The organism is Stenotrophomonas sp. SAM-B, assembly GCF_013387485.1.
GTDB classification, from domain to species: Bacteria; Pseudomonadota; Gammaproteobacteria; order Xanthomonadales; family Xanthomonadaceae; genus Stenotrophomonas; species Stenotrophomonas maltophilia_AA.
The window spans coordinates 230,850-253,358 of the sequence record NZ_JABBXB010000005.1; the positions used below are offsets into that span (position 1 = coordinate 230,850).

Annotated in this window: 21 protein-coding genes; 11 read left to right on the plus strand and 10 right to left on the minus strand. The window is 66.8% G+C overall.

Annotated elements, in window-relative coordinates; genetic code table 11:
* Together HH110_RS13120 and HH110_RS13125 are read left to right on the plus strand one after the other, a co-directional pair.
* Entirely contained in the window at nt 1-543 is a 543-nt protein-coding gene (locus tag HH110_RS13120; protein ID WP_176990072.1) for a PH domain-containing protein, read from the plus strand.
* A 9-nt stretch (nt 544-552) separates the two neighbouring features.
* A complete protein-coding gene (locus HH110_RS13125; RefSeq protein WP_176990073.1) occupies nt 553-1,362 on the plus strand; it encodes a M15 family metallopeptidase in 810 nt (269 codons plus the stop codon).
* A gap of 12 nt (nt 1,363-1,374) precedes the next feature.
* On the opposite strand, the gene HH110_RS13130 is transcribed toward HH110_RS13125, so the two are convergent.
* The 5 genes from HH110_RS13130 to HH110_RS13150 all read right to left on the minus strand — a co-directional run bounded on the left by HH110_RS13130 (nt 1,375) and on the right by HH110_RS13150 (nt 5,752).
* Nucleotides 1,375-2,046, minus strand: coding sequence for a DNA-3-methyladenine glycosylase (locus HH110_RS13130; RefSeq protein WP_176990074.1), 672 nt, complete (start codon nt 2,044-2,046; stop codon nt 1,375-1,377).
* Between the two features lies 1 nt (nt 2,047).
* On the minus strand, nt 2,048-2,419 hold the full coding sequence (locus tag HH110_RS13135) for a DUF423 domain-containing protein (protein WP_088432118.1): 372 nt from the start codon (nt 2,417-2,419) through the stop codon (nt 2,048-2,050).
* Nucleotides 2,420-2,522: 103 nt separating this feature from the next.
* Nucleotides 2,523-3,602, minus strand: a complete 1,080-nt coding sequence (locus tag HH110_RS13140) for an SRPBCC family protein (protein ID WP_176990075.1) — start codon at nt 3,600-3,602, stop codon at nt 2,523-2,525.
* Nucleotides 3,603-3,914: 312 nt separating this feature from the next.
* Nucleotides 3,915-4,556, minus strand: coding sequence for a response regulator transcription factor (locus HH110_RS13145; RefSeq protein WP_019184539.1), 642 nt, complete (start codon nt 4,554-4,556; stop codon nt 3,915-3,917).
* On the minus strand, nt 4,556-5,752 hold the full coding sequence (locus HH110_RS13150) for a sensor histidine kinase (RefSeq protein WP_176990076.1): 1,197 nt from the start codon (nt 5,750-5,752) through the stop codon (nt 4,556-4,558). Before HH110_RS13150 ends, HH110_RS13145 begins: the two co-directional genes overlap by 1 nt.
* Nucleotides 5,753-5,890: 138 nt before the next feature.
* Here HH110_RS13150 and HH110_RS13155 point away from each other — a divergent pair, with 138 nt between their 5' ends.
* The 5 genes from HH110_RS13155 to HH110_RS13175 are packed head-to-tail and all read left to right on the plus strand — an operon-like array spanning nt 5,891 to nt 8,941.
* Nucleotides 5,891-6,487: a GNAT family N-acetyltransferase gene (locus HH110_RS13155; protein ID WP_176990077.1), complete on the plus strand. Its 597-nt coding sequence runs from the start codon at nt 5,891-5,893 to the stop codon at nt 6,485-6,487.
* Between the two features lie 15 nt (nt 6,488-6,502).
* Nucleotides 6,503-7,300 carry a septum site-determining protein MinC gene (minC, locus tag HH110_RS13160; RefSeq protein ID WP_176990078.1) on the plus strand — a complete coding sequence of 266 codons (798 nt, stop codon included), beginning with the start codon at nt 6,503-6,505 and terminating at the stop codon, nt 7,298-7,300.
* Between the two features lie 35 nt (nt 7,301-7,335).
* The gene (gene minD / locus HH110_RS13165; protein WP_088432112.1) at nt 7,336-8,145 is read left to right on the plus strand and encodes a septum site-determining protein MinD; all 810 of its coding nucleotides are present in this window, start codon (nt 7,336-7,338) and stop codon (nt 8,143-8,145) included.
* 2 nt (nt 8,146-8,147) lie between these two features.
* Nucleotides 8,148-8,408 carry a cell division topological specificity factor MinE gene (gene minE / locus HH110_RS13170; RefSeq protein WP_017355894.1) on the plus strand — a complete coding sequence of 87 codons (261 nt, stop codon included), beginning with the start codon at nt 8,148-8,150 and terminating at the stop codon, nt 8,406-8,408.
* Nucleotides 8,409-8,455: 47 nt separating this feature from the next.
* Nucleotides 8,456-8,941 carry a hypothetical protein gene (locus HH110_RS13175; RefSeq protein WP_176990079.1) on the plus strand — a complete coding sequence of 162 codons (486 nt, stop codon included), beginning with the start codon at nt 8,456-8,458 and terminating at the stop codon, nt 8,939-8,941.
* A gap of 99 nt (nt 8,942-9,040) precedes the next feature.
* Here HH110_RS13175 and HH110_RS13180 read toward each other — a convergent pair whose 3' ends face one another.
* From HH110_RS13180 to HH110_RS13190, 3 genes are all read right to left on the minus strand, one after another.
* On the minus strand, nt 9,041-10,279 hold the full coding sequence (locus HH110_RS13180; protein WP_176990080.1) for a DUF819 family protein: 1,239 nt from the start codon (nt 10,277-10,279) through the stop codon (nt 9,041-9,043).
* A gap of 135 nt (nt 10,280-10,414) precedes the next feature.
* Nucleotides 10,415-12,478, minus strand: a complete 2,064-nt coding sequence (locus tag HH110_RS13185; protein ID WP_176990081.1) for a S9 family peptidase — start codon at nt 12,476-12,478, stop codon at nt 10,415-10,417.
* 148 nt (nt 12,479-12,626) lie between these two features.
* Nucleotides 12,627-14,597: an OPT family oligopeptide transporter gene (locus tag HH110_RS13190; RefSeq protein ID WP_176990082.1), complete on the minus strand. Its 1,971-nt coding sequence runs from the start codon at nt 14,595-14,597 to the stop codon at nt 12,627-12,629.
* Nucleotides 14,598-14,820: 223 nt separating this feature from the next.
* On the opposite strand from HH110_RS13190, the gene HH110_RS13195 reads away from it, so the two are divergent.
* Nucleotides 14,821-15,972, plus strand: coding sequence for a heparan-alpha-glucosaminide N-acetyltransferase domain-containing protein (locus tag HH110_RS13195; protein ID WP_176990083.1), 1,152 nt, complete (start codon nt 14,821-14,823; stop codon nt 15,970-15,972).
* A 79-nt stretch (nt 15,973-16,051) separates the two neighbouring features.
* Entirely contained in the window at nt 16,052-17,827 is a 1,776-nt protein-coding gene (locus HH110_RS13200) for a peptide MFS transporter (protein ID WP_176990141.1), read from the plus strand.
* A gap of 77 nt (nt 17,828-17,904) precedes the next feature.
* Here the strand turns inward: HH110_RS13200 and HH110_RS13205 are convergent, their stop codons facing one another.
* Together HH110_RS13205 and HH110_RS13210 are read right to left on the minus strand one after the other, a co-directional pair.
* Nucleotides 17,905-19,878, minus strand: coding sequence for a S9 family peptidase (locus HH110_RS13205; protein WP_241696566.1), 1,974 nt, complete (start codon nt 19,876-19,878; stop codon nt 17,905-17,907).
* Nucleotides 19,879-20,017: 139 nt separating this feature from the next.
* The gene (locus HH110_RS13210; protein ID WP_176990084.1) at nt 20,018-20,653 is read right to left on the minus strand and encodes a LysE/ArgO family amino acid transporter; all 636 of its coding nucleotides are present in this window, start codon (nt 20,651-20,653) and stop codon (nt 20,018-20,020) included.
* Nucleotides 20,654-20,787: 134 nt separating this feature from the next.
* On the opposite strand from HH110_RS13210, the gene HH110_RS13215 reads away from it, so the two are divergent.
* Together HH110_RS13215 and HH110_RS13220 are read left to right on the plus strand one after the other, a co-directional pair.
* Entirely contained in the window at nt 20,788-21,693 is a 906-nt protein-coding gene (locus HH110_RS13215) for a LysR family transcriptional regulator ArgP (protein ID WP_176990085.1), read from the plus strand.
* A gap of 81 nt (nt 21,694-21,774) precedes the next feature.
* Nucleotides 21,775-22,359: a hypothetical protein gene (locus HH110_RS13220; RefSeq protein ID WP_176990086.1), complete on the plus strand. Its 585-nt coding sequence runs from the start codon at nt 21,775-21,777 to the stop codon at nt 22,357-22,359.
* The last annotated feature ends 150 nt before the right edge of the window (nt 22,360-22,509 follow it).

Sequence of the window (22,509 nt, forward strand, 5' to 3'; positions counted from 1 at the left end):
GTGAGTGCACCTCACCCCTTCGAGGTTGCCCCGGCACCGGCCTGGCGACTGCTGTGGCTGTGGGTTCCGCTGCTGCTCGTCGCCGGCCTGATGGTGGGCACCGCGCTGGACGCGCCGGAGCGCTCACACACCGAACTGTTCATCACCCTGCCATTCCTGGCGGTGCTGGCGGCCGCGCTGACCTGGGCGTACACCCGCCGCCGCATCGTGCTGCACGAGGACACGCTGGAGGTGCAGTCGACCTTCTACCGCAAGCGCGTGCCGGTCCGTGACATGCGGCTGGACGAGGCGCGCATCGTCGATCTCGCCGAGCACGGCCGTTACAAGCCCTCGATCAAGACCAACGGCTACGGCGTGCCCGGCTTCCAGTCCGGGCATTACCGGATGGCGGACCGCAGCAAGGCGTTCTGCCTGATCACCGACAGCAGCCGGGTGCTGTACCTGCCGTTGCGCGATGGCAGCGCCCTGGTGATCAGCCCGGAGCGTCCCCGCGTCCTGCTGGAGGCGCTGCAGGCGCTGGCCGGACCGCCGGGCGCGCACTAAGCTGGTGGCATGCGTAGATCCCCTGCCCTGCTGATCAACACCGCCGAGATCGAACTCTGGCCCGGCGGCCTGCTGCGTGCGCGCAGCTCCGCCGACGCGCGCGCCTTGGCCCGTGCGCAGTGGGTGCTGCGGCGCAAGCGCGATGGCCGCTACCTCGCCGTCGCCACATCGCAGGGCGTCCTGCCCCTGGTGCCACGCCTGATGCGCGAGCCGGGGATTGAAGCGGCACTGGACGCACTCGACCGCCAGCTGGTGGACCGCCGCCGCGGCAGCGCGCCCGACGCGGTGCTGCCCCTGAGCGGCCTGCAGGATCGCCTCGAGACCCTCGGGATTGATGCCGATGCCTACGAAGCCGCGACCGGTCTGGCGCTGGAAGCCGAACCGACCCAGCTGCACCTGGCCGGTTTCGACCGCTACCGGCGCCCCCTGTGGCTGCACCGCGACGCTGCCCGAGGTTGGCAACGCCTGCGCCAGCAGGCCGCCAGCGATGGCATCGCCCTGGATGCGATCTCCGGCTACCGCAGCCACGATTACCAGCTCGGCATCTTCGCGCGCAAACGCGACCGCGGGCTGGGCGTGGAGGACATCCTGAAGGTCAATGCCGCGCCGGGCTACAGCGAGCACCACAGCGGTTACGCGCTGGATATCGGCACGCCGGGCGAACCGCCGGCCGAAGAATCGTTCGAATCCACGGCGGCCTTCGCCTGGCTGGGCGAGCATGCAGGGCGCTTCGGGTTCCAGCTGAGCTACCCGCGCGACAACCCGCACGGCATCGTCTACGAACCGTGGCACTGGTGCTGGCGGCAGCCCCGCTGGTGACTCCGTGCTGCCTCAGTCCTGCGAGCGGTTGGTCGTCGCCTTCGGATCCACGGTGAAATCGGCGATCCGCCACAGGTACAGGCTGGCGTAGGTCCGGAACGGACCCCACTTCTCGCCGCGGGCAAGCAGCTCCTTCGGGCTCGGCATCCGCTCGGCCTTGTCCACGCGCTGCGCGCCCTTGCGGACGCCCAGGTCGTCGACCGGCAGGATGTCCGGGCGGCCGAGCCGGAACATCAGCATCATCTCCACCGTCCAGCGGCCGATACCGCGGATCGGCACCAGGGCGTCGATGATCGCGTCGTGGTCCATCACCGACATCCGGCGCAGGTCGGGGATCTCGCCGGCCGCCTCGCGCCGCGCGAGGTCGCGCAGCGCCAGCGCCTTGTTGGCCGAGACGCCGCACACCCGCAGCCCCGGATCGTCGATGCGCGACAGCGTATCGGCATGCAGCCGGCTGCTCCCGATCGCGGTTTCCACCCGCCCCACGATGGTCGAGGCGGCCTTGCCACTGAGCTGCTGGAACAGGATCGCCCGCGCCAGCGCATCGACAGGATCGAAGCTCTTCGCCCAGCCCGGCTGTGCCTGGATCGGGCCGAGCCGCTTCATCCACGTGCCCAGCCGGCGGTCGCGCCGGCTCAGCCAGTGGGCTTCATCGACATCGAAGCCGCGGCGGTAACGGGGCATGTCAGCGCCTCAGGGCATTCAGGCCGTAGGCCAGCCAGCCCACCATAAGGGCGGTGCCACCGACCGGCGCCAGCTGGGTGCTGAGCTTCCACAGCGCGCCAGCCACCAGGCTGCCGGAGAACAGCAACGTGCCGATCAGCAGGACATACAGGGCCAGCCGGCCAAGGGTGTTCTGCTGGGTGGGACCAAGCACCGCCAGCGCCACGCCATGCCCGAACGCATACAGCGCCGCGGTGGTCACATGCGACTGCGCCTGTGGATCGGCGATGCCATGCGAGGCGTAAGCGGACAGGCCGACCGCGGTGGCTGCCAGCAGGCCGCCCAGGCCGGCCAGCAGGGAGGGTTTGCGCGTGCGTCGTTCCAGGTTGAGCATGCTTGCGTCCTTCAGACAGTGCCCCGCTGCCGGAGCCAAAAAAAAACGCGCCGCAGGAAGCGGCGCGTTTCAGGTCGTGCGTTACATCACGGCAACCGTCGGATTACTTGACGGCCCAGTAGATGTCGTACGTGCCTTCCGGAGTGAACGACTTTTCCACGCCGTCCTTCCAGGACTCGTACGGACGGTCGATCACTTCGTTGCCGCCGGTCACCGACCACGCACGCAGGGCGTTGCGGGCGATGTCCAGGCCGGCCATGTGGCCGGTGTAGGCCGCGTGGGCCGAACGGTGCGGAGCAACATGCACGTACTTGACCGGTGCACCACCGTCGATCTTCACCGTCAGGGCTTCGGCAGTCGCGCCTTCAGCACCCTTCTTCTTGACCGGCTGGGCCACGTCGAAGGCGTACTTCTCGGCGCCGAAATCGGTGGTGATGATGCGGAACGGACCGGCGGCTTCGAGGTTGTTGGCCTCCATGACGCGCTTGATCCACTCCTGGTTGTCCTTGATGGACTTGGTGATGGTCTCCTGGCCGCGATCCACGTTGCCGGCGGTGACGACCAGCAGGTCCTCGGCCGGGACGTCCACGATGGCCAGATCGGTCAGCGGGGCTTCGGCGGTGCGGTAGTCCACGTTCGGCACGGTGGCCAGCATGTTGGCCATGCGCGACAGACCCAGCTTCAGGTCGTCACCGGCGTGACGGCTGACGTACAGGCCCGCGTAACGACCGAACAGGTTGAAACCGTACTTGACGTTGTAATCCTGCGTGATCTTGACGTTGCGGCCACCCTTGCCGGTCGGCTCCAGGGTGAAGTTGGTCACCTTGTCGTGACCCTTGCTCTCGTCTTCGATGGCGATCGCAACGTGCTTGTTCTGCTCGGACTCGGTGATCACCCAGCTACCCTGGCCCAAGGAACCTTCCTTGGAGGTGTAGTCCAGGCGTGCGCCGACGCCGGCAGCCGGGCCGGAGTGCTTCAGTTCAACGGCGGGATCGCGCAGCAAGAGCGGGTTCCAGTCCTTGAAGCGGCGCAGGCTGTTGACCGTGTCGAACACGATCGTCATCTTGCGGTTGGTCTCGATGCTTTCGGAAATATGGCGCTCGCCCGGCAGACATACGCCAATGATGACGAACAGGCCAGCCACGATCCCCAAGGCGATCAGGAACTCGATAATACGGGTCATTCAGGAGTCTCCGGGGCCGATCCCACGGCCGGGTTGATTGAAGCGAAGCGCCAATCCTAGCAGGCTTCGCCGGTGTTGTTGATCAGGGTTGGCACACCGGTTTCCATGTCGGCAGCGGTTTTGCATAGACAAGGAGCGGAAAGATAACGCATCGCGCGTGTCAGCACGTAGCGGATGGAGAATATTTCTTTGCCGGATTCGGCCGCTGGGCTCGAAAAAATCCCTGCAACGCTTGCGCTGCAAGGGTTTCACGGATTTCAGCCAATACCCGGTACCGGCAGCCGCCCGAAGGTCTCCGCCGGCCCGGCTGGGTCAGACCAGCTGCAGCTCGAAGGCCTTGAGCACCGCCCGCGTGCGGTCGCGCACGCCCAGCTTGGAGAGGATGTTGGACACGTGGTTCTTGATGGTGCCCTCGGCCACGCCCAGTGAATTGGCGATCTCCTTGTTGGAGAAGCCGCTGGCCATCAGCCGCAGGATCTCGGTCTCACGGTCGGTCAGCGGATCCGGCCGGTCCAGGCTCACGAACTCGTTGCGCATGTGCTCCAGGCCCGAGAGCAAGCGCTGGGTGACCGCCGGCTGCACCAGCGAGCCGCCGTCGGCCACGGTCCGGATCGCGCCCACCAGCTGATCCAGGGTCACATCCTTGAGGAGGTAGCCCTTGGCGCCGGCCTTGAGCCCGGCCAGCACCAGCTGGTCGTCATCGAAGGTGGTCAGGATGATGGTCGGCGGCAGCTGGTTCAGCCGCGACAGCATCTGCAGCGCTTCCAGGCCGGACATGACCGGCATGCGCATGTCCATCAGCACCACGTCCGGGCGGACCTGCGGAACCACCTCGACTGCCTGGCGGCCATCGGCGGCCTCGGCGACCACCTCGATGCCGTCATCCAGCGCCAGCAGCGAGCGGATTCCCTGCCGCACCAGGGTTTGGTCGTCGACCAGGCAGACGCGAATCATCAACGCACTCCTTCAATGACAGCGGTCAGCATCAATACTGGCACGCCGGGTACCGAGGCACGAAGGCGGAAGCCCTGTCCCCGGCGGGTTTCGATCTGCAGCTCACCACCGCATTGTTGCAGGCGCTCGCGCATCCCGCGCAACCCGTTGCCGACCACGATCCCGTCGGCGCCCACCCCGTCATCATGCGCTTCCAGCACTACGACGCCCGGCGACTCGCGCCGGACCTTGATCCACAGGTTGCGCGCGCCGGCATGGCGCACCGCATTGGTGATGATTTCCTGGGTGCAGCGCAGCAGCACGTGGGCGCGCTCGGGGTCTTCCACGCTCAGCGGCTCGTCGATGTCCAGGTGGATTTCCAGCGAGGGCACCTGCTCGGTCAGCGGCCGCAGGGCGGCGGCCAGGTCGATCGCACCGCTGTCGCGCAGCTGGCTGACCGCCTCGCGCACGTCGGTCAGCAGCAGCTTGGCCAAGGTGTGGGCCTGGTGGACATGCTCCTGGGCTTGGCCCTCGGTGATGTGACCGGCCACTTCCAGGTTCAGGCTGAGGGCGGTCAGGTGGTGCCCCAGCAGATCGTGCAGCTCGCGGGAGATGCGCGTGCGTTCGTTGACCCGGGCGCTCTCGGCCAGCAGCACACGGGTGGCGCGCAGCTCCGTGTTGAGCCGGCGCTGTTCCTCCCGGGCATCGGTCTGCTGCCGCGCGACCAGGCTGGTCACGAAGATGAACATGGAGAAGCCGCCATACAGCAGCGACTGCATCACCGCCTCGAACAGCGAGAAGTTCAGGATCAGGTAGTAGACCGGCAGCACCGCCAGCTGGCTGAGCAGCAGCCAGATCACGCCGCCGCGCACCGGCAGCATCCACGGGATGACGCCGGCGGCGACCATCATCAGGATGCTGCCCAGGCCCGATCCGCTCAGGTAGCTGACGCCCAGCGCCGAGGTCGTGAGCAGCACCAGCATCACCCGGTCGTACCAGCGCGAGTGGCCGCCGTTGCGCAGCCCGCGGGTCAGCCAGAAGTAGCCGGCGCCGAAGGCCAGGTAGGCGGCGAACAGCCACAGCGCCCAGGCATCGACGCCACCGCCGCGGCGCAGCAGCGCTTCGTACTGTGAGTAAACCAGAGGAAGGCCGACCATGACCCAGGTGAACAGGCCGGCCAGTCGCAGTACTCGGGTGTGACTGAGGTATCCCAACATGGACGCATAGTAGGCTGAACCTGTTCCCCTGCACTCCCACAGAAGTCATGCCTGTCGGCTCGCGGGGGGAAGCCACCCATGCAATAATCGGACCGAGGGCCCCTTGATGGGCCAACCGCGTTACCCCACGGAGTCACAATGTCGATTGTCATCCGCGACGTGCGCGAGCACGAGCTCGATTCCGTCCTGGCCCTGAACAACAATGCCGGCCTGGCCATCCTGCCATTGGATGCCGCCCGCCTGCGTCTGTTCTATGAAAGCGCTGAGTATTTCCGCGTCGCCGAGCGCGACGGCAACCTGGCCGGTTTCCTGATCGGCTTCGGCAGCGACAGCCAGCACGACAGCAGCAACTTCGCCTGGTTCAAGCAGCAGCTGGATACCAAATTCTTCTACATCGACCGCATCGTGGTCGCCAGCCGCCGTCGCGGCGGTGGCGTCGGCCGTGCGTTCTATGCCGATGCACAGAGTTACGCCGAGTTGCGCTACCCGCAGCTGACCTGCGAGGTTTTCCTGGACCACGGCGCCGATGCCGCCCTGCTCTTCCATGGCAGCTTCGGCTTCCGCGAGGTCGGCCAGAACAACATGGCCCACGTCGATGTGCGCGCCAGCATGCTGCTCAAGGACCTGTGCAGTTACCAGTGGGTGCACGACACCTACGGCGACCAGTTGCCGGATGTGCCCTGGGTGGGCCATCGCCGCGAGCCGCTGCGCGTCCAGCAGCAGACGGGGACCTGATCGGTGGCAGCGAACATGGATTTTGAACAGGCCGGTGAACTGAAGATCGGCCAGGTCGGCATCGCCAACCTGCGTATCCGCACCCTCGACGTCGAACGCCTCACCCGTGAAATGCAGGAACGCGTCGCCCGTGCCCCGAAGTTGTTCGGGCGGGCTGCGGTCATCCTGGATTTCGGCGGGCTCAGCAGGATGCCCGATGTGGCCACCGCCCAGGCGCTGCTGGACGGCCTGCGCAAGGCCGGCGTGCTGCCGGTGGCGCTGGCCTACGGCACCACCGAAACCGACCTGCTCTCCCAGCAGCTCGGCCTGCCGCTGCTGGCCAAGTTCCGCGCGCAGTACGAGCGCGCCGAGGCCGAACCGGCCCCTGCGCCTGCCCGCGCCCCCGCACCCGCACCCGCGGCCGAGCCGCCGCGCCGCGCGCGCGCCGCTGCCGCGGTACCGGCAGCGCCCGCGCCCAGTGCCGTCGCCACCGGTGGCGCGCCCAAGCCCGGCCGCATGCAGACCAGCAACGTCCGTTCGGGGCAGCAGCTGTATGCGGAAAACTGCGACCTGACCGTCATGGCCACCGTCGGCGCGGGCGCTGAAGTGATCGCCGACGGCAGCATCCACATCTACGGTACGTTGCGGGGCCGTGCCCTGGCAGGTGCCCAAGGCAACACCACGGCGCGTATTTTCTGCCGTGAATTCCACGCTGAACTGGTCGCCATTGCCGGCCATTACAAGGTACTGGACGATGTCCCGGACTCCCTGCGCGGCAAAGCCGTTCAGGTGTGGCTGGAACAGGACCAGATCAAGATCGCTGCGCTGGATTGACGCAGCCCCCAAACAGAAGAATCAGGAGAAATCCTTTGGCTGAAATCATCGTAGTCACCTCCGGCAAGGGCGGCGTCGGCAAAACCACCAGCAGCGCCAGTCTGGCCTGCGGGTTGGCGCGTCGTGGAAAAAAGGTGGCGGTGATCGACTTCGACGTCGGCCTGCGCAACCTGGACCTGATCATGGGCTGCGAGCGCCGCGTGGTGTACGACTTCGTCAATGTCGTGCACGGCGAAGCCACCCTCAAGCAGGCCCTGATCAAGGACAAGCGTTTCGACAACCTGTACGTGCTGGCTGCCTCGCAGACCCGCGACAAGGACGCGCTGACCCAGGAAGGCGTGCGCAAAGTGCTCGACGATCTCATCGCCGACGGCTTTGAATACGTCATCTGCGACTCCCCGGCCGGCATCGAGAAGGGGGCATTCCTGGCGATGTACTACGCCGACCGTGCGGTCGTGGTGGTGAATCCGGAAGTGTCCTCGGTGCGCGACTCGGACCGCATCATCGGCCTGCTCGACTCGAAGACCCACAAGGCCGAATCCGGCAAGAACGTGCCGGCCTTCCTGCTGCTCACGCGCTACAGCCCGGTACGGGTGGAAAGCGGCGAGATGCTCAGCATCACCGACGTGGAAGAAGTGCTGGGCCTGAAGGCCATTGGCGTGGTGCCCGAGTCGGGCGACGTGCTCAATGCGTCCAACAAGGGTGAACCGGTCATTCTGGACCCCGAATCGGCGGCGGGCCAGGCATACGAAGATGCGGTGGGCCGCATCCTTGGCGAAGAGCGTCCGATGCGCTTCACCACCGTGGAGAAGAAAGGCTTCTTCAGCAAGCTGTTCGGAGGGTAAGCATGGGACTGTTCGATTTCCTGAACCGAAAGAAGACCACTGCCGAAACGGCCAAGAACCGCCTGCAGATCATCATCGCGCAGGAACGCAGCCACCGCGGCGGCCCGGACTACCTGCCCCTGCTGCAGCGCGAGCTGCTGGAAGTGATCAAGAAATACGTCAACATCGACGCTGATGCGGTCAAGGTCGATCTGGTCAAGGACGGTGAGCACGACGTGCTCGATATCTCCGTCGCCTTGCCGGAAGGCCCGCAGCAGCCCTGATCGACATCGCCCCTTCCGGACCGGAAGGGGCGGTTGAGCGGCAACCCATGAACGACGCTGCCCCCACCGCCGAACCGCAGGTCACCCGCGTCGGCGATATCCGTTTCGACGATGCCCATGCCCTGCTCGCCGCCCACGATCTGCACCTGCATCGTGTGGCCGAGGGCGCGCCGATCCCGGGCAGCTATTGGGGCGAACCCGAGGCCGGCATCATCGGCAGCGACGTGTATGTCCGCGATGACACGCCCGTGCACTCGATGCTGCACGAAGCCTGCCACCTGATCGTGCTGCCGCCGGAGCGGCGTGCGCTGGTGCATACCGATGCCACCGATTCGGTGCCTGAAGAAGACGCCACCTGTTACCTGCAGATCGTGCTGGCCGGCAAACTGGCCGGTGTCGGCAGCGCGCAGTTGATGGCCGACATGGATGCGTGGGGGTATACGTATCGGTTGGGGTCTACGAGAGCCTGGTTCGAGCAGGATGCGGAAGATGCAAAGGCGTGGTTGGTCGAACGCGGTCTTCTTCCCGCGTAGAGCCACGCCATGCGTGGCTGAAGCCTTCCGCGAAATGCATCCACGCATGACGTGGATCTACCCAGGACATGCATCCACGCATGGCGTGGATCTACCGCCTTACCCGGCCATCGCGCGCAGGGTAATGCCCACGATGTAGGCCAGATACGTGCCCGTCGCGTAGCCCATCGTGCCCAGCAGCACGCCAACCGGCGCGAGCGAAGGATGGAACGCCGCCGCCACCACCGGGGCCGAGGCTGGCCCACCGATATTGGATTGCGAGCCGATCGCGAAGTAGAAGAACGGCACCTTCAGCGCGCGCGCCAGTGCCCACAGCAGCACGATGTGCACCGCGATCCAGATCAGGCCGAGCAGGAACAGCCACGGGCGGTTGAGCAGCGCGAGCAGGTCCATCTGCATACCGATGCAGGCGATCAGGAAATACAGCAGCAGCGAGCCCAGCTTGGAGGCGCCCGCACCCTCGAGGTTGCGCGCACGGGTGAAGCTCAGCGCCAGGCCGCAGGTGGTGGAGATCACCACTACCCAGACGAACGGCGCGTCCAGGCTGAACTGCGACGCCCAGGCCACATGCCCCTTGAACCAGGCCGAGACCGGCCCGGCGATCGCATGCGACAGCCCCACCACGCCGAACGCCACGGCCACGATCAGCATCAGGTCGGTCAGGCTGGCCACGCGCTCGTGCTGCGCCTGGAAAGCCTGGATGCGCAGCTTGAGCGCGTCGATGCCGGAGGTGTCGGCACCGCTGCGCGCATCGATCTTCGCCGAACGCCCGGCCATGAAGATCAGCACGGCCATCCACACGTAGCCGACGCCGACATCGACCACCGCGAACTGTCCGAAGGTGGTCGCATCGACGTCGAACACTTCGCGCATGGCGAGCATGTTGGCGCCGCCGCCGATCCAGCTGCCTGCCAGCGCCGCCATGCCGGCCCAGGTGTCGCCGGCGACGGTCGCCGGGTGCAGCCACTTCATCAGCTGGAAGGCCACCACTGCGCCGATCATGATGCTCAGCGAGGCACCCAGGTACATCACGATCAGTTTCGGGCCCAGCCGCAGGATGCCCTTGATGTCCACGGCCAGCGTGAGCAGCACCAGCGCGGCGGGCAGCAGGATGTCGCGCGCGACCGGGTTGTAGAGATGGGTGTTCTGGCCATCGATCAGGCCAACGGTGTTGTACACACCGGGAATCAGGTAACACAGCAACAATGCGGGCACGTAGGTGTAGAAGCGCTTCCACAGCCCCTGCTCGCGCGAGGCGGTCCAGAACACGGCACCAAGGGTGGCGGCGATCAGGCCGAAGACGACGATGTCGTTCTGGATCAGGGCAGGTGCTTTCACGGAGAGGGGTTGCCTGGGTTGTGCCGGGCGCTGGCCGGCAACCTGATGGATACTGAAAGCGCGGAGCAGATGCCGGCCAGCGGCCGGCACTACCGATGAAAAAGCGCCGCCCCTGGGGCGGCGCTTCAAACCGGCTTATTCGCCGATGTGCTGCTTCAACCAGCCGTTGACGGTGTCGTGCCACTGCACGCTGTTCTGCGGCTTGAGCACCCAGTGGTTCTCGTCCGGGAAGTACAGGAACTTGGACTCGATGCCCTGGCGCTGTGCGGCGGTGAACGCTGCCAGGCCCTGTTCCACCGGAATGCGGTAGTCGAGCTGGCCGTGCACGATCAGGATCGGCTTCTTCCAGTCCGACACGTGGTTGACCGGGTTGAACTTCTCGTAGCTGGCGGCCTTCTCGTACGGCGTGCCGCCCTGCTCCCACTCGGTGAACCACAGCTCTTCGGTGGCGTAGCCCATCATGCGCTGGTCGAACACGCCGTCATGGTTGACGAGGCACTTCCACGGCTCGTTCCAGTTGCCGGCGATCCAGTTGACCATGAAGCCGCCGTAGCTGGCGCCCAGCGCACACGCCTTGTCGCCGTTGAGGAACGGGTACTGCGCCTGTGCCGCGGCCCAGCCCTTCTGCAGATCTTCCAGCGGGCGGTCGCCCCAGTGCTGGCTGATCGCATCGGTGAAGGCCTGGCCGTAACCGGTTGAGCCGTGGAAGTCGATCATGACCACCGCGTAGCCCTGGCCGGCGTAGGTCTGCGGATTCCAGCGGTAGCTCCAGCCGTTGCCGAAGCTGCCCTGCGGGCCGCCGTGGATCAGGAACGCGACCGGGTAGCGTTTGCCTTCCTGGTAGTTGTACGGCTTGACCACGTAACCGTGCACGGTCTCGTTGTTCCAGCCCTTGAACTGGAACTGCTCGTAATCGCCGAAGGCGACATCGGGCAGCATCTCGCCGGCGCTCGGGGTGATCTCGCGCGGGTTCGCACCATCGAAGGCGGCCACGACGATCTGGTCGCCGCTCTTCAGGCTGTTCTTCGTGTATGCCAGGGTGGTGCCGGCGATCACCGGCGAGCCGATGCTGCCGCCGTCGACCACGACCTCGGCCTCACCGGTGGCGATGTCGACGCCGAACAGGCGGTGCTCGCCCATGTCGTCGGCGCTGGTGTAGATCAGGGTGCCGTCACCGGACAGCACGATCTCGCCAGCCGAGCGGTCCCACTTCGGCGCGATCTCACGGGTCTTGCCGGTGGCCACGTCCATCGCCATCAGGCCGAAGCGGTCCGCTTCGAAGCCCGGGCGCTTCATGGCGCGGTAGTACAGGGTCTTGCCGTCGGCGCTGAAGACCGGGCCGGCATCCCAGGCCGGATTGGACGCGGTCAGGTTGACCGGCGCCTGCTTGCCCTCGGCATCCAGGCGGTACAGGTCGAAGTTGGTCGACCACGGCTCCTGCTTGCCAGCCACGCGGATCGCAGCGACCACGGTCTTGCCGTCCGGCGACCAGGTGAAGTCGTCATTGCCGCCGAACGGCTTGGACGGCGCATCGCCGGCCAGCGTCGCGCTGATCGCCGAGGCGCCCTTCACCGCGGCGGCCTTCGCGGCCGGCAGCGGCGCCACGAACAGCGTGTTGCGGCGGCCATCGGCCCAGGTGTCCCAATGGCGCACGAACAGAGTGTCGAACACCTCACCGGTGTTCTTGCGCGCCTTGTGCGCGTCCAGCTTCTTGCTGGTGCAGGCCAGGTCCGAACCGCAGTCCTGGAACACACCACTGCTGAAGGCAACGCGGTCGCCCTGCGGCGAGACGTGGAAGCTGTCCACATCGACCGGGAAATCAGTGAGCTGGCGCGGCGTGCCGCCGGTGGTCGGCTGCGCGTACAGCTGCTGGCTGCCGTTCTTGGCGCTCAGGAAATACACGGTCTGGCCATCGGCCGACAGCGCGGCGGAATTGACGTTCCAGCCGGCCGGGGTCAGCGGCTTGGGCGGGGCCAGGTCACGGGTACGCAGATTGCGGATGTACAGGCCGGTGCTGGCCTTGCTGTCGGTGCCGACGACGCGCTTGGCGAAGATCACGTTGCCGCCATCGGCGGTGAGCAGCGGGCTGGAGACCCGATCCAGCGCGATCATGTCGCGCACATCCAGGCCACGCGTGGCCGCCAGCGAAGGCATCGCGGTCAGCAGGCACAACGGCAGCAGGGCGTAACGAAATTTCATCGGGGTCTCCGCGGAACGGCAAAGCGCCGATGGTAGGGCCGCAGGGGCCGCACATGCAAAGGCCATCGGTCATGCCGGTGCCTTGCCTGGGGGCAGAAACGACAAACCCCGCCGGAGCGGGGCTTGTCGTGACGCAGACCCGGGCTTTTTAGACCGAACCGACCGCGCGCTTGCCGGTGCGGTAGATCAGCCAGCCGACCAGGAACAGCACGGCCAGACCGATCCACTGCGCGCCCGGCAGGTGGAACGGCAGCGCCAGCACGTCGGCACGGCTGCTGATCACGATCGGAACCGCGATGGCGATACCCATCAGGGCTTCACCGGTGATCAGGCCGGCGGCGAACAGCACGCCCGGCTTGTGCACGCGGTCGCGGCCTTCTTCGTCGTCGCCACGGATCTTGTGGAAACGCTCCACCAGATAGGCGATCAGGCCACCCAGGAAGATCGGCACCATCAGCTCCAGCGGCAGGTAGATACCGATGGCGGCCGCCAGCACCGGCACGCGGAAGCGTGCGTTGCGCGACTTCAGCCAGCTGTCGAAGGCGATGATCGCCGCGCCGATCACCGCGCCGATGCCGATGAAGGTCCACGGCAGCTCGCCCCCGAACAGACCCTTGGCCACCGAGGCCATCAGGTTCGCCTGCGGCGCGGCCAACGCGTTGGGATGCAGCTCGGACTTGACGCCGATGCCGTAGGCGGTGGCCAGCAGGTTCAGCACCGGGGCCATGATCAGCGCGCACGAGAACGCACCGATGCCCAGCATCAGCTGCTGCTTCCACGGGGTGGCGCCGACGATGTAGCCGGCCTTGAGGTCCTGCAGATTGTCACCGCCGACCGCGGCCGCACAGCACACCACCGCACCGATCATGATCGCGGCCACCGCACCCAGCGGTGCGCCGCCAACGCCCACCGGCTTGAGGCCGTCGGCGCCGAGCAGCACCACCAGCACCGCCGAGGCGAACAGAATGGTGGAGATGGTGATGCCCGAGACCGGATTGTTGGACGAACCGATCAGACCGGCCAGGTAGGCCGAGACCGACACGAACAGGAAGCCGGCCACGATCATGATGAGCGTCATCGGGATCGAGACGTGCCACTGGCCCACGATGGCCTGGTACAGCGCCAGCAGCGGCAGGGTGAACACCACCAGGGCCACCAGCATCCACTTCATCGGCAGGTCGCGCTCGGTGTGCGCCAGCGCCGGGCCACCGCTCTTGCGGGCCGCGGCAAAGCCACTCTTGACGCCATTGAGCAGCGACTTGCGCAGCGAGATCAGGGTCCAGACGCCACCGATGAGCATCGCGCCCACGCCCAGGTAACGCATCTTCGCGCCCCAGATGGCGAAGGCCGCCTCGGTGGAGGAGGCCGTGGCGAGCGAGGCCGCCAGCGCCGGATCGGTGTTCATGAAGAACGCCTGGTACAGCGGAATGGCGATATGCCAGGTCAGGATCGAGCCGGACACCACCACGATGCCGACATTCAGGCCGACGATGTAGCCTACGCCCAGCAGCGCCGGGGACAGGTTGGTGCCGATGAAGGCCGTGATCTTCGAGCCGCCCACGTAGGCCGAGGTGGCCCAGGCATCCGGAATCAGGCGCAGGCCGCTTTCGGCCGCCAGCTTGACGAAGGCGCCGATCACCGCCGACACCGCCAGGATCTTCAGGCCCGGTCCCGGGTTTTCACCGGCCTTGAGCACTTCGGCGGCGGCCTTGCCTTCGGGGAACGGAAGCGGATCTTCCACGATCATCGAACGGCGCAGCGGCACCGAGAACAGCACGCCCAGCAGGCCACCCAGGCCGGCGATGCCCAGCACCCACCAGTACTTGAAGTCCGGCCAGTAGCCCATGATCACCAGCGCGGGGATCGTGAAGATCACGCCGGCGGCGATCGACGAACCGGCCGAGGCGCCGGTCTGGACGATGTTGTTTTCCAGGATCGTGCCACCGCCGAGCAGGCGCAGCACCCCCATGGAAATGACCGCGGCGGGAATGGCGGTGGCGATGGTCAGGCCTGCGAACAGACCGAGGTAGGCGTTGGCGGCCGACAGAATCACCGCCAGCACGATGGCAAGCACCACCGCGCGGAAAGTGAGCTGGCGTGGCGCAGCGTCGTTGTTCATGGAAGCCCCTGCTGGCAAAAAATCCCTGCCACGCTAGCGTTCATGTACGGGCAAGTCCAGTAGTGCCGGCCGCTGGGCGGCAACCCTGCACCAGCTGATCGAGGCCCCTGTTGAGCTAAGCGTGCCGACGCAGCCGCGACACGCCGGACTCGGCAAGGTCCAAGGCCAGGCCCATCGATTTTAGTTATGTTATATCCTATCGCACCGAACACCCGGCGCTGCTGTGACGTCTTCCCCCACCTCCCGCCTGACCTCCATCGACCAGCTGCGCGGCACCGTGATCGTGCTGATGCTGCTCGACCACGTGCGCGAAACCTTCTATATGCACCAGCAGGTCGGCGACCCGATGGCGGTCGATCAGGTCGAGCCGGCGCTGTTCGTCAGCCGGCTGCTGGCCCACCTGTGCGCCCCGGTGTTCGTGCTGCTGACCGGTCTGTCGGCCTGGCTGTACGCCAGCGGCAAGCCGGACGGGCGGCGGGCCGCGTCGGCCTTCCTGCTCAAGCGCGGCCTGTTCCTGGTCGTGCTGGAGCTGCTGGTGGTCAACTTCGCCTGGACCCTGCAGTTCCCGCCCAGCGTGGTGTACCTGCAGGTGATCTGGGCAATCGGGATCAGCATGATCGCGCTGGCCGGGCTGCTGTGGTTGCCACGCGGCGCGCTGGCGGTGCTGGCACTGGCCGTGATCGCCGGGCACAACCTGCTCGATGGCATCCGCGTGCAGGGCGACGGTGCACTGGCCGTGCTCTGGAAGGTGCTGCACCAGCGCGACTGGATCGCCGTGACCGACGGGCTGCGCCTGCGCACCTCCTACCCGGTGCTGCCGTGGATCGCCGTCATTGCGCTGGGCTGGGTGATCGGCCCGTGGTTCGCGCGCGGCGGCGATGCCCTCCTGCGCCAGCGCCGCCTGTGGATGGCCGGCGCCGGTGCGCTGCTGGCGTTCGTCATGCTGCGGGCGGTGAACCTCTACGGCGACAGCCCGTGGCAGTCGTTCGCCAGCGCCGCCGGCACGGTGATGAGCTTCTTCAACGTCACCAAGTACCCGCCTTCGCTGCTGTTCCTGCTGCTGACCCTGGGCATCGGCCTGCTGTTGCTGCGCCTGTACGAGCAGCCGCGCGTGGCCCGGGCGCTGACGCCGCTGGCCGACATCGGCGCGGCACCGATGTTCTTCTACCTGCTGCACCTGTACGTGCTGAAGCTGCTCTACGTGCTGGCCGAGGCGCGCTGGGGCCAGACCCACGGCGGGTACTTTGCGGTCGACCACGTGGCGACGCTGTGGCTGGTGACCGCCGGGCTGGCGTTGGCGCTGTACTGGCCGACCAGAGCGTTCGCGCGATTCAAGGCACGGCGGCGGGATTTGGCCTGGCTTCGCTATCTGTAGGTAGCGGCCAGACCCGGCACGGCCGACCCTTCGCCCCGGGCCTATACTCGCCCCCTTGTCCGCCCTGCCCTATCCCTCGATGACCGCAGCCGCCCTGCCCGCCGCCTCGACCTCCACCGCGACCGACGACTTCCTCGGCCATCCCAAGGGCGTTTACATCTGCTTCTTCACCGAGATGTGGGAGCGGTTCTCGTTCTACGGGATGAAGGCGCTGCTGCTGCTGTACCTCACCAAATACCACCTGTTCGGCGACAAGGCCGGCCTGGACCTGCTCGGCGCCTACGGTGGTCTGGTCTACTGCATTCCGGTGTTCGGTGGCCTGCTCGCCGACCGCTGGCTGGGCATGCGCAAGGCCGTGGTGTTCGGCGGCGTGCTACTGGTGCTCGGCCATCTCGGCATGGCCTTCGAAGGACATGCCGCGGTCCGCATCGATGGTGCGGTGGTGCGCGATGACGCCGCACTGGGGATCACCTACCTCTCGCTGGCGCTGATCATCATGGGCGTGGGCTTCCTCAAGCCCAACATCTCCACCATCGTCGGCAAGCTCTACCCGGAAAACGATCCACGCCGCGATTCGGGCTTCTCGCTGTTCTATGCCGGCATCAACCTCGGCGCGCTGTTCGCGTCGCTGGTGTGCGGTTTCCTCGGTGAAGCGTACGGCTGGAAATACGGCTTCGGCGCGGCCGGCATCGGCATGGTGATCGGGCTCGGCATGTTCCTGTGGGGACAGAAGTACCTGCAGGGTCATGCCGAACCGTCCGACCTGCCGGCACTGCGCCAGCGCGTGCTCGGCATCCGCCGCGAATGGCTGATCTATGCGGTGGCCGTGCTCGGGGTGGTGCCGGTCGCTGCCCTGATGTGGGCGGCCGCCAACGGCGCGTTCGCGCTCGGCGGGGAAATCAGCCTGGCGCTGATGCTGATGATCGTCGTGCTGGGTGGCGTGCTGGTCTGGTTCGCCTGGTTCACCGGCACCCGCTGCACGCCGGTGCAGCGCCAGCAGATGATCGCGCTGATGGCCCTGATCTTCATGGCGCTGGTGTTCTTCACCCTGTACGAGCAGACCTACGGCTCGTGGGTCACGTTCACCGATCGCCTGCTGACCAAGGACCTGGTGCCCTCGCTGGTAATCCAGGGCGGCACGCCGCTGCCGTGGTCGATCGCCTCGCTGCTGCTGGCACCGCTGGGGTTCGTGGTGGCCGCGCGCCTGTCCGAGCGCCGCCCCGGCTCGTCCGCACCCCGCACGCTGTTCATCGTCATCGTCGCTGCGATGCTGGTGATGCTGATCCGCGACTGCCTGGTGATTCCGCAGACCGCCGGCTCGCTGACCTACCTCGGCGGCCTGTTCCTGGTCGTGCTTGCGCCACTGTTCGCGATGCTGTGGGCGTGGCTGGACCGTCGCCGCATGGACCCGTCCAAGCCGGTCAAATCCTCGATCGGCCTGGTCTTCGCCGCGCTGTCGTTCGTGCCCCTGGCACTGGCCGCCCAGCACGTCGGCGCAACCGGGCAGATGGCCAGCGTGTGGTGGCTGGTGCTGGCGTACCTGATCCTGGAGATCGGCGAAATGTGCCTGTCGCCGGTTGGCCTGTCGGCGGTGACCCAGCTGGCTGCGCCGCGCGTGGTCAGCCTGATGATGGGCACCTGGTTCCTGGCCACCGCGTTTTCGGAAACGCTGGCCGCGCTGTTCGGCAAGCTTGCCGCGATCGAAGTGCCGGAAGGCCAGACCATGGACATCGCCAGCGCCGCCGCCAGCTACGAGCACCTGTTCTGGCTGCTGATGTGGATCGGCCTGGGCTGCGCGGCGGTCGCGCTGATCTGCTCGCCGCTGCTGAAGCGGATGATGCACGGCGTGAAGTGAGTCCTGCCTGCCGCGCACACGACAACGGCACCTTCCGGTGCCGTTGTCGTTGAAGCGGTGTTTCCTGCGCGCCGAACTCAGGGCTGGGCCGGCGTGGACACCGTGGCGGTCTGCCCGCCCAGGCTGTTGGACAGGAAGGCCAGCAGCCTGGTGTAGTACTCGCGGCGATGCGCGTCGGTGTAGAAGCCATGGCCTTCGGTGGGGTAGTACAGCGTATCCACCGGCACGCCGGCCTTCTTCAGTGCCGCTTCCATCCGCCGGGTGTGCAGGATCGGAGCGCGCTCATCTTCGCCACCGGCGGCCAGGAACACGGGCACTTTGATCCGCCCGGCCAGGTTCACCGGCGATACCGCCGCCAGTGCCGTGCGGTCACCCACCCATTCCCTGAGATAGGTCTCGCCCGAGCCACGGCGCTGGATGTCGCCGGTGGTGTACATGATCGGCAGGTCATAGACACCGACATAGCCCGCCGCACACGCGTACAGCGACGGCTCCTTGGCCACGCCCATCAAAGCCGCATAGCCGCCGTAGCTCGCACCGTACATGCAGACCTTCGCGCCATCGGCGATGCCTTCGGCCACCGCCCAGCGGGTCGCGTCGGTCAGGTCGTCCTGCATGGCACCGCCCCATTCCCGGCTGCCGGCGTTGGCATGGGCCCGGCCGAAGTTGGACGACCCCCGGAAGTTGACCTGCAGCACCGCATAACCGGCGGCGGCCAGCAGCTGGCTTTCCATGTCATAGGCGCCGTCGTCGTACACGAAGAAGGGCCCCCCATGCGGCATGACGACCATCGGCAGGCGCTTGCCCTCGCTGCCCCGGGGACGGGTGACGAACCCGTGCAGCGGCATCCCGTCGCGGGCCTTCAGCGCGATCGGCTGCACCACGGCCGTGGTGTCCGGATCCACCCACTGGCTGCGGCTCACCACCAGATCGGCCTTCTTGGCCTGCGTATCGAACACGTAGAAGTCGCCGGGATTGCTCCCCGACCAGACCTGCACCATCGCCAGCCTGCCGTCGCGCGAGGACGAGGTAATGAACACCGCCTGGCCGCCGAAGGCCTGCTCCAGGCTGCGCTGCAGGCGGGCATCGGCCGAGGTTTCATCGAAGAAGCGGGTGCGTGGCGTGTCGCCCAGGTACAGCGCGCCGATCGGGATCGAGGTCCCGCGCCGGTAGATCACCTTGGCCGGGTCGACCACCTCGTCGCGCAGCAGTTCGCGGCGCTCGTCGGTCGCCGGGTTCCACGACACGATCGTGTCGGGGCCACTGGGCTGCTCGACCAGCAGGTAGGCGAGCCTGCCATCCTCGGAGAAGCCCAGCGCCCGCTCGATCCGTTGGCTGACGCCTTGATCGTTGACCATTTTCCAGGCCGCGCCGGCGCCGTCGCGGTAGTACAGCTTGTTGACGTTGTCACCGGCGGCGCCGTCGGCGAAGCGCACTTCCCCCTTGCCATCGGCGACGAAGTCGGCGCGCTGCACAGGCGCGCGCGCGACCGGCGTGCGCTGGCCGCTGTTGACGTCCAGGCGCTCGGCCGAGGTGAACGGATCGACCGAGAACGGCATCACCTTGACCAGCACGCGGCGGTCCTGGTCGGGCAGCGCATCGATCATGAAGGCAGCCACCGCTTCGACCTTCTTCGGCTGGATGCGCGTGCCCGGGCCGCGGCTCTGCACCCGGTAGCCGATCAGCAGCTCGCCCCGCCCGCCGTCGGCATTGATGCCGAACAGTTCGCCGGTCGGCTGCGGCTCGTCCAGCGAGCCGAACTTCTCCGCCAACCCGATCAGGACGCGCTTGTCGTTGACCCAATCGAAGTCATTGGCGTGGTTGTTCTTCGGCGGAACGAACGAGCCGATCAGCTTGCCGTCCTCGCGTCGCACGATCGCCAGCCCGGTGCGGTCCTCCATCGGAATGGTGGCCGCATAGAACGCGCCGGTCGGCGAGATCTTGATGTCCGTAAACGTATCCCGGCGCAGATAGTGCTCCAGGTCCACCGCACCGGCCTGGCCCGTCATGGCCAACAGCGCGGTCATTCCCCACACGCATGCACGCTTCATCCTTCCCCCCTGCTCCACTGGACATCGTGTCCGGAAGGGCGATTTTAGGCGCAAGCGCGGCGGGTCAACCAGCGGCGTTTTCCAAAAAAAATGGCACCGCGAACGGTGCCATCTCCAGGGCCTGCATCGAGGAGAGAGTTCAATGCATGCCGCGGAACGCGAGGCTGAGCGCCAGGATCGACAGGATCACCGCGATGGTGCCGTCGAGGATGCGCCAGGTTTTGGGCTTGGTGAACAACGGGGCCAGCAGGCGCGCGCCCAGGCCCTGGGCGGTGAGCCACAGGCAGCTGGCGGTGAACACGCCGGCGGCGAAGGCCATGCGTGCGTTGCCGAAGTTCTCGGCAATGCCACCGATGACCATCATGTCCAGCCAGAAGTGCGGGTTGATCAGCGAGAACCCGACCGCCGAGATCAGCACCGCGCGGCGCGAGGTGCTGTCGCCATCGTCCACATGCATGCCGCCGCCACCGGCCAGCGCGCGTCGCGCCGACTGCCAGGCATACCAGGCCAGGAAGGCGACACCGCCCCACAGCACCACCGTGGTGAGCCACGGCACCGCCTGGGTCAGCGTGCGCAGGCCGGCCACGCTGGCGAAGATGAAGATGCCATCGATGGCGGCACACGTGGCCACCACCGGAATGATGTGCCTGCGCAGGATGCCCTGGCGCAGGATGAACGCGCTCTGCGCGCCGACCACCGCGAACAGGCCGATGCCGGTTGCGGCACCACTGAGCCACGCGCTCAGCCCGGCGCCGCCGGAAAGGATCGAAAACATGGGATACCACCTGTGTCTTGCCGGGGGGCGGTGCCTCGCCAAGGCGTACAGCACCGGATGGCGCATATTGTCGCGCCGCAACATTAAAAAGTAGAGCTAAACTTACTTAACCATCTTTAGCAGAACTTAAGATCATGCGCATCGACCATGCCCAGCTCCGTGCCTTGGCCGCAGTGATCCGCGAAGGCAGCTTCGAGCGTGCCGCGCAGTCGCTCAATGTCACCGCCTCGGCGGTCTCCCAGCGGGTCAAGGCGCTGGAGGACCGGGTCGGTCGCCTGCTGGTCAAGCGCTCGTCCCCGGCGGTGGCCACCACCGAGGGCCAGGTGCTGGTCCAGCTGGCCGAGCAGACCGCCCTGCTCGAGCACGATGCCCTGCACCGGATGGGCATCGCCGATGAAGACCTGCCCCACGCCAGCATCCCGGTGGCGGTGAACCATGACAGCCTGGAAACCTGGTTCCCCGAGGCCGCCCTGCAGTTCGCGCGGCAGACCGGCACCACGCTGGATCTGCGCTCGGAGGACCAGGACCACACCGTGGCCCTGCTCCGCCAGGGCGCCGTGCTGGGCGCGGTGACCACGCTGGACGAGCCGGTACAGGGCTGCCAGATCCACGCGCTGGGCAGCATCCGCTATGCGGCCACCTGCACCCCGGCCTTCCACGAGCAGTACTTCGCCAAGGGCGTCAACGCGCAGTCGCTGGCCCAGGCGCCGGTGCTGGTGTTCAACCGCAAGGACGACATGCAGGCCCGCTTCGCCCGCCGCCTGGCCGGCAACGACCTGCCGCTGACCGCGCCGACCTGGTGGATTCCCTCCACCCGCGCCTTCGTCCAGGCCAACCTCGGTGGGCTGGGCTGGACCATGAACCCGCTGCCGCTGGTCAAGCGCCATCTCGATGCCGGCCGGCTGGTGCACATGAAACAGCGCGCCTGGGAAGACGTGCCGCTGTACTGGCAGCACTGGAAGGGCGACGTGCAGACGATGGCGCTGCTGACCCGCGCGGTACTGGCGGCCTCGGCGACGCTGGTGCGGCGGAAGCGGTAAAAGCGGCGGCCCAGCCCTGCCCTACACAGACCACCGACTCGGCCCGGTGCAGGATCGGCCCATCCAGCCGTGGGGGTCTCGATGGACAGCGATCCGGTCTACCTGCACATCCGGGTGGTGCTCAGCATCATCCTCGGCCTGAGCATCACCACCCTGCTGCGCGGCCTGGCCGGGATCATCGAACACCCCAAGCGCCGCGGCTGGTCGTGGATCCACCTGTGCTGGGTGGTCTGGGCGCTGATCTCGGTGGTGACGTTCTGGTGGTGGGAGTTCCGCCTGGGGCAGGTCCGGCAGTGGACCTTCGAGCTGTATCTGTTCGTGATCGCCTACTGCGCCGCGTGGTACATGCTCTGCGTCCTGCTGTTTCCCGACGATGTGCGCGAGTTCGGCAGCTATGAGAATTACCTGCTGCAGCGGCGCGGCGGCTTCTTCGGGATGCTGGCGCTGGTCACCCTGCTCGATCTGGTCGATACCGCCATCAAGGGCCACAGCCGCTGGCAGATGCTCGGCGATGCCTACTGGGTCCACACGGTGGTGATGCTGGCGATCGCGGGGTTGGGCATCGTCCTGCGCCAGCGCCGCGCCCACCTGGCCCTGGCCCTGATAGCGCTGATCTATCAAGCCAGCTATTTCCTTCTTGAATACTTCACTTTGGCCAGCGACTGACCGGGCGCGGCACACCGACCGGATGCTGCGTTGCACCAAATCCGTACCGGAAAGGGCTAAAATCGCCTCCAAGGTACCGCTGTGACGCCCGTCTTCACGGGCGTTCCCGGCAGCGGCGGCATCCTTCCCATGTCTCCCTACCTGAGATCC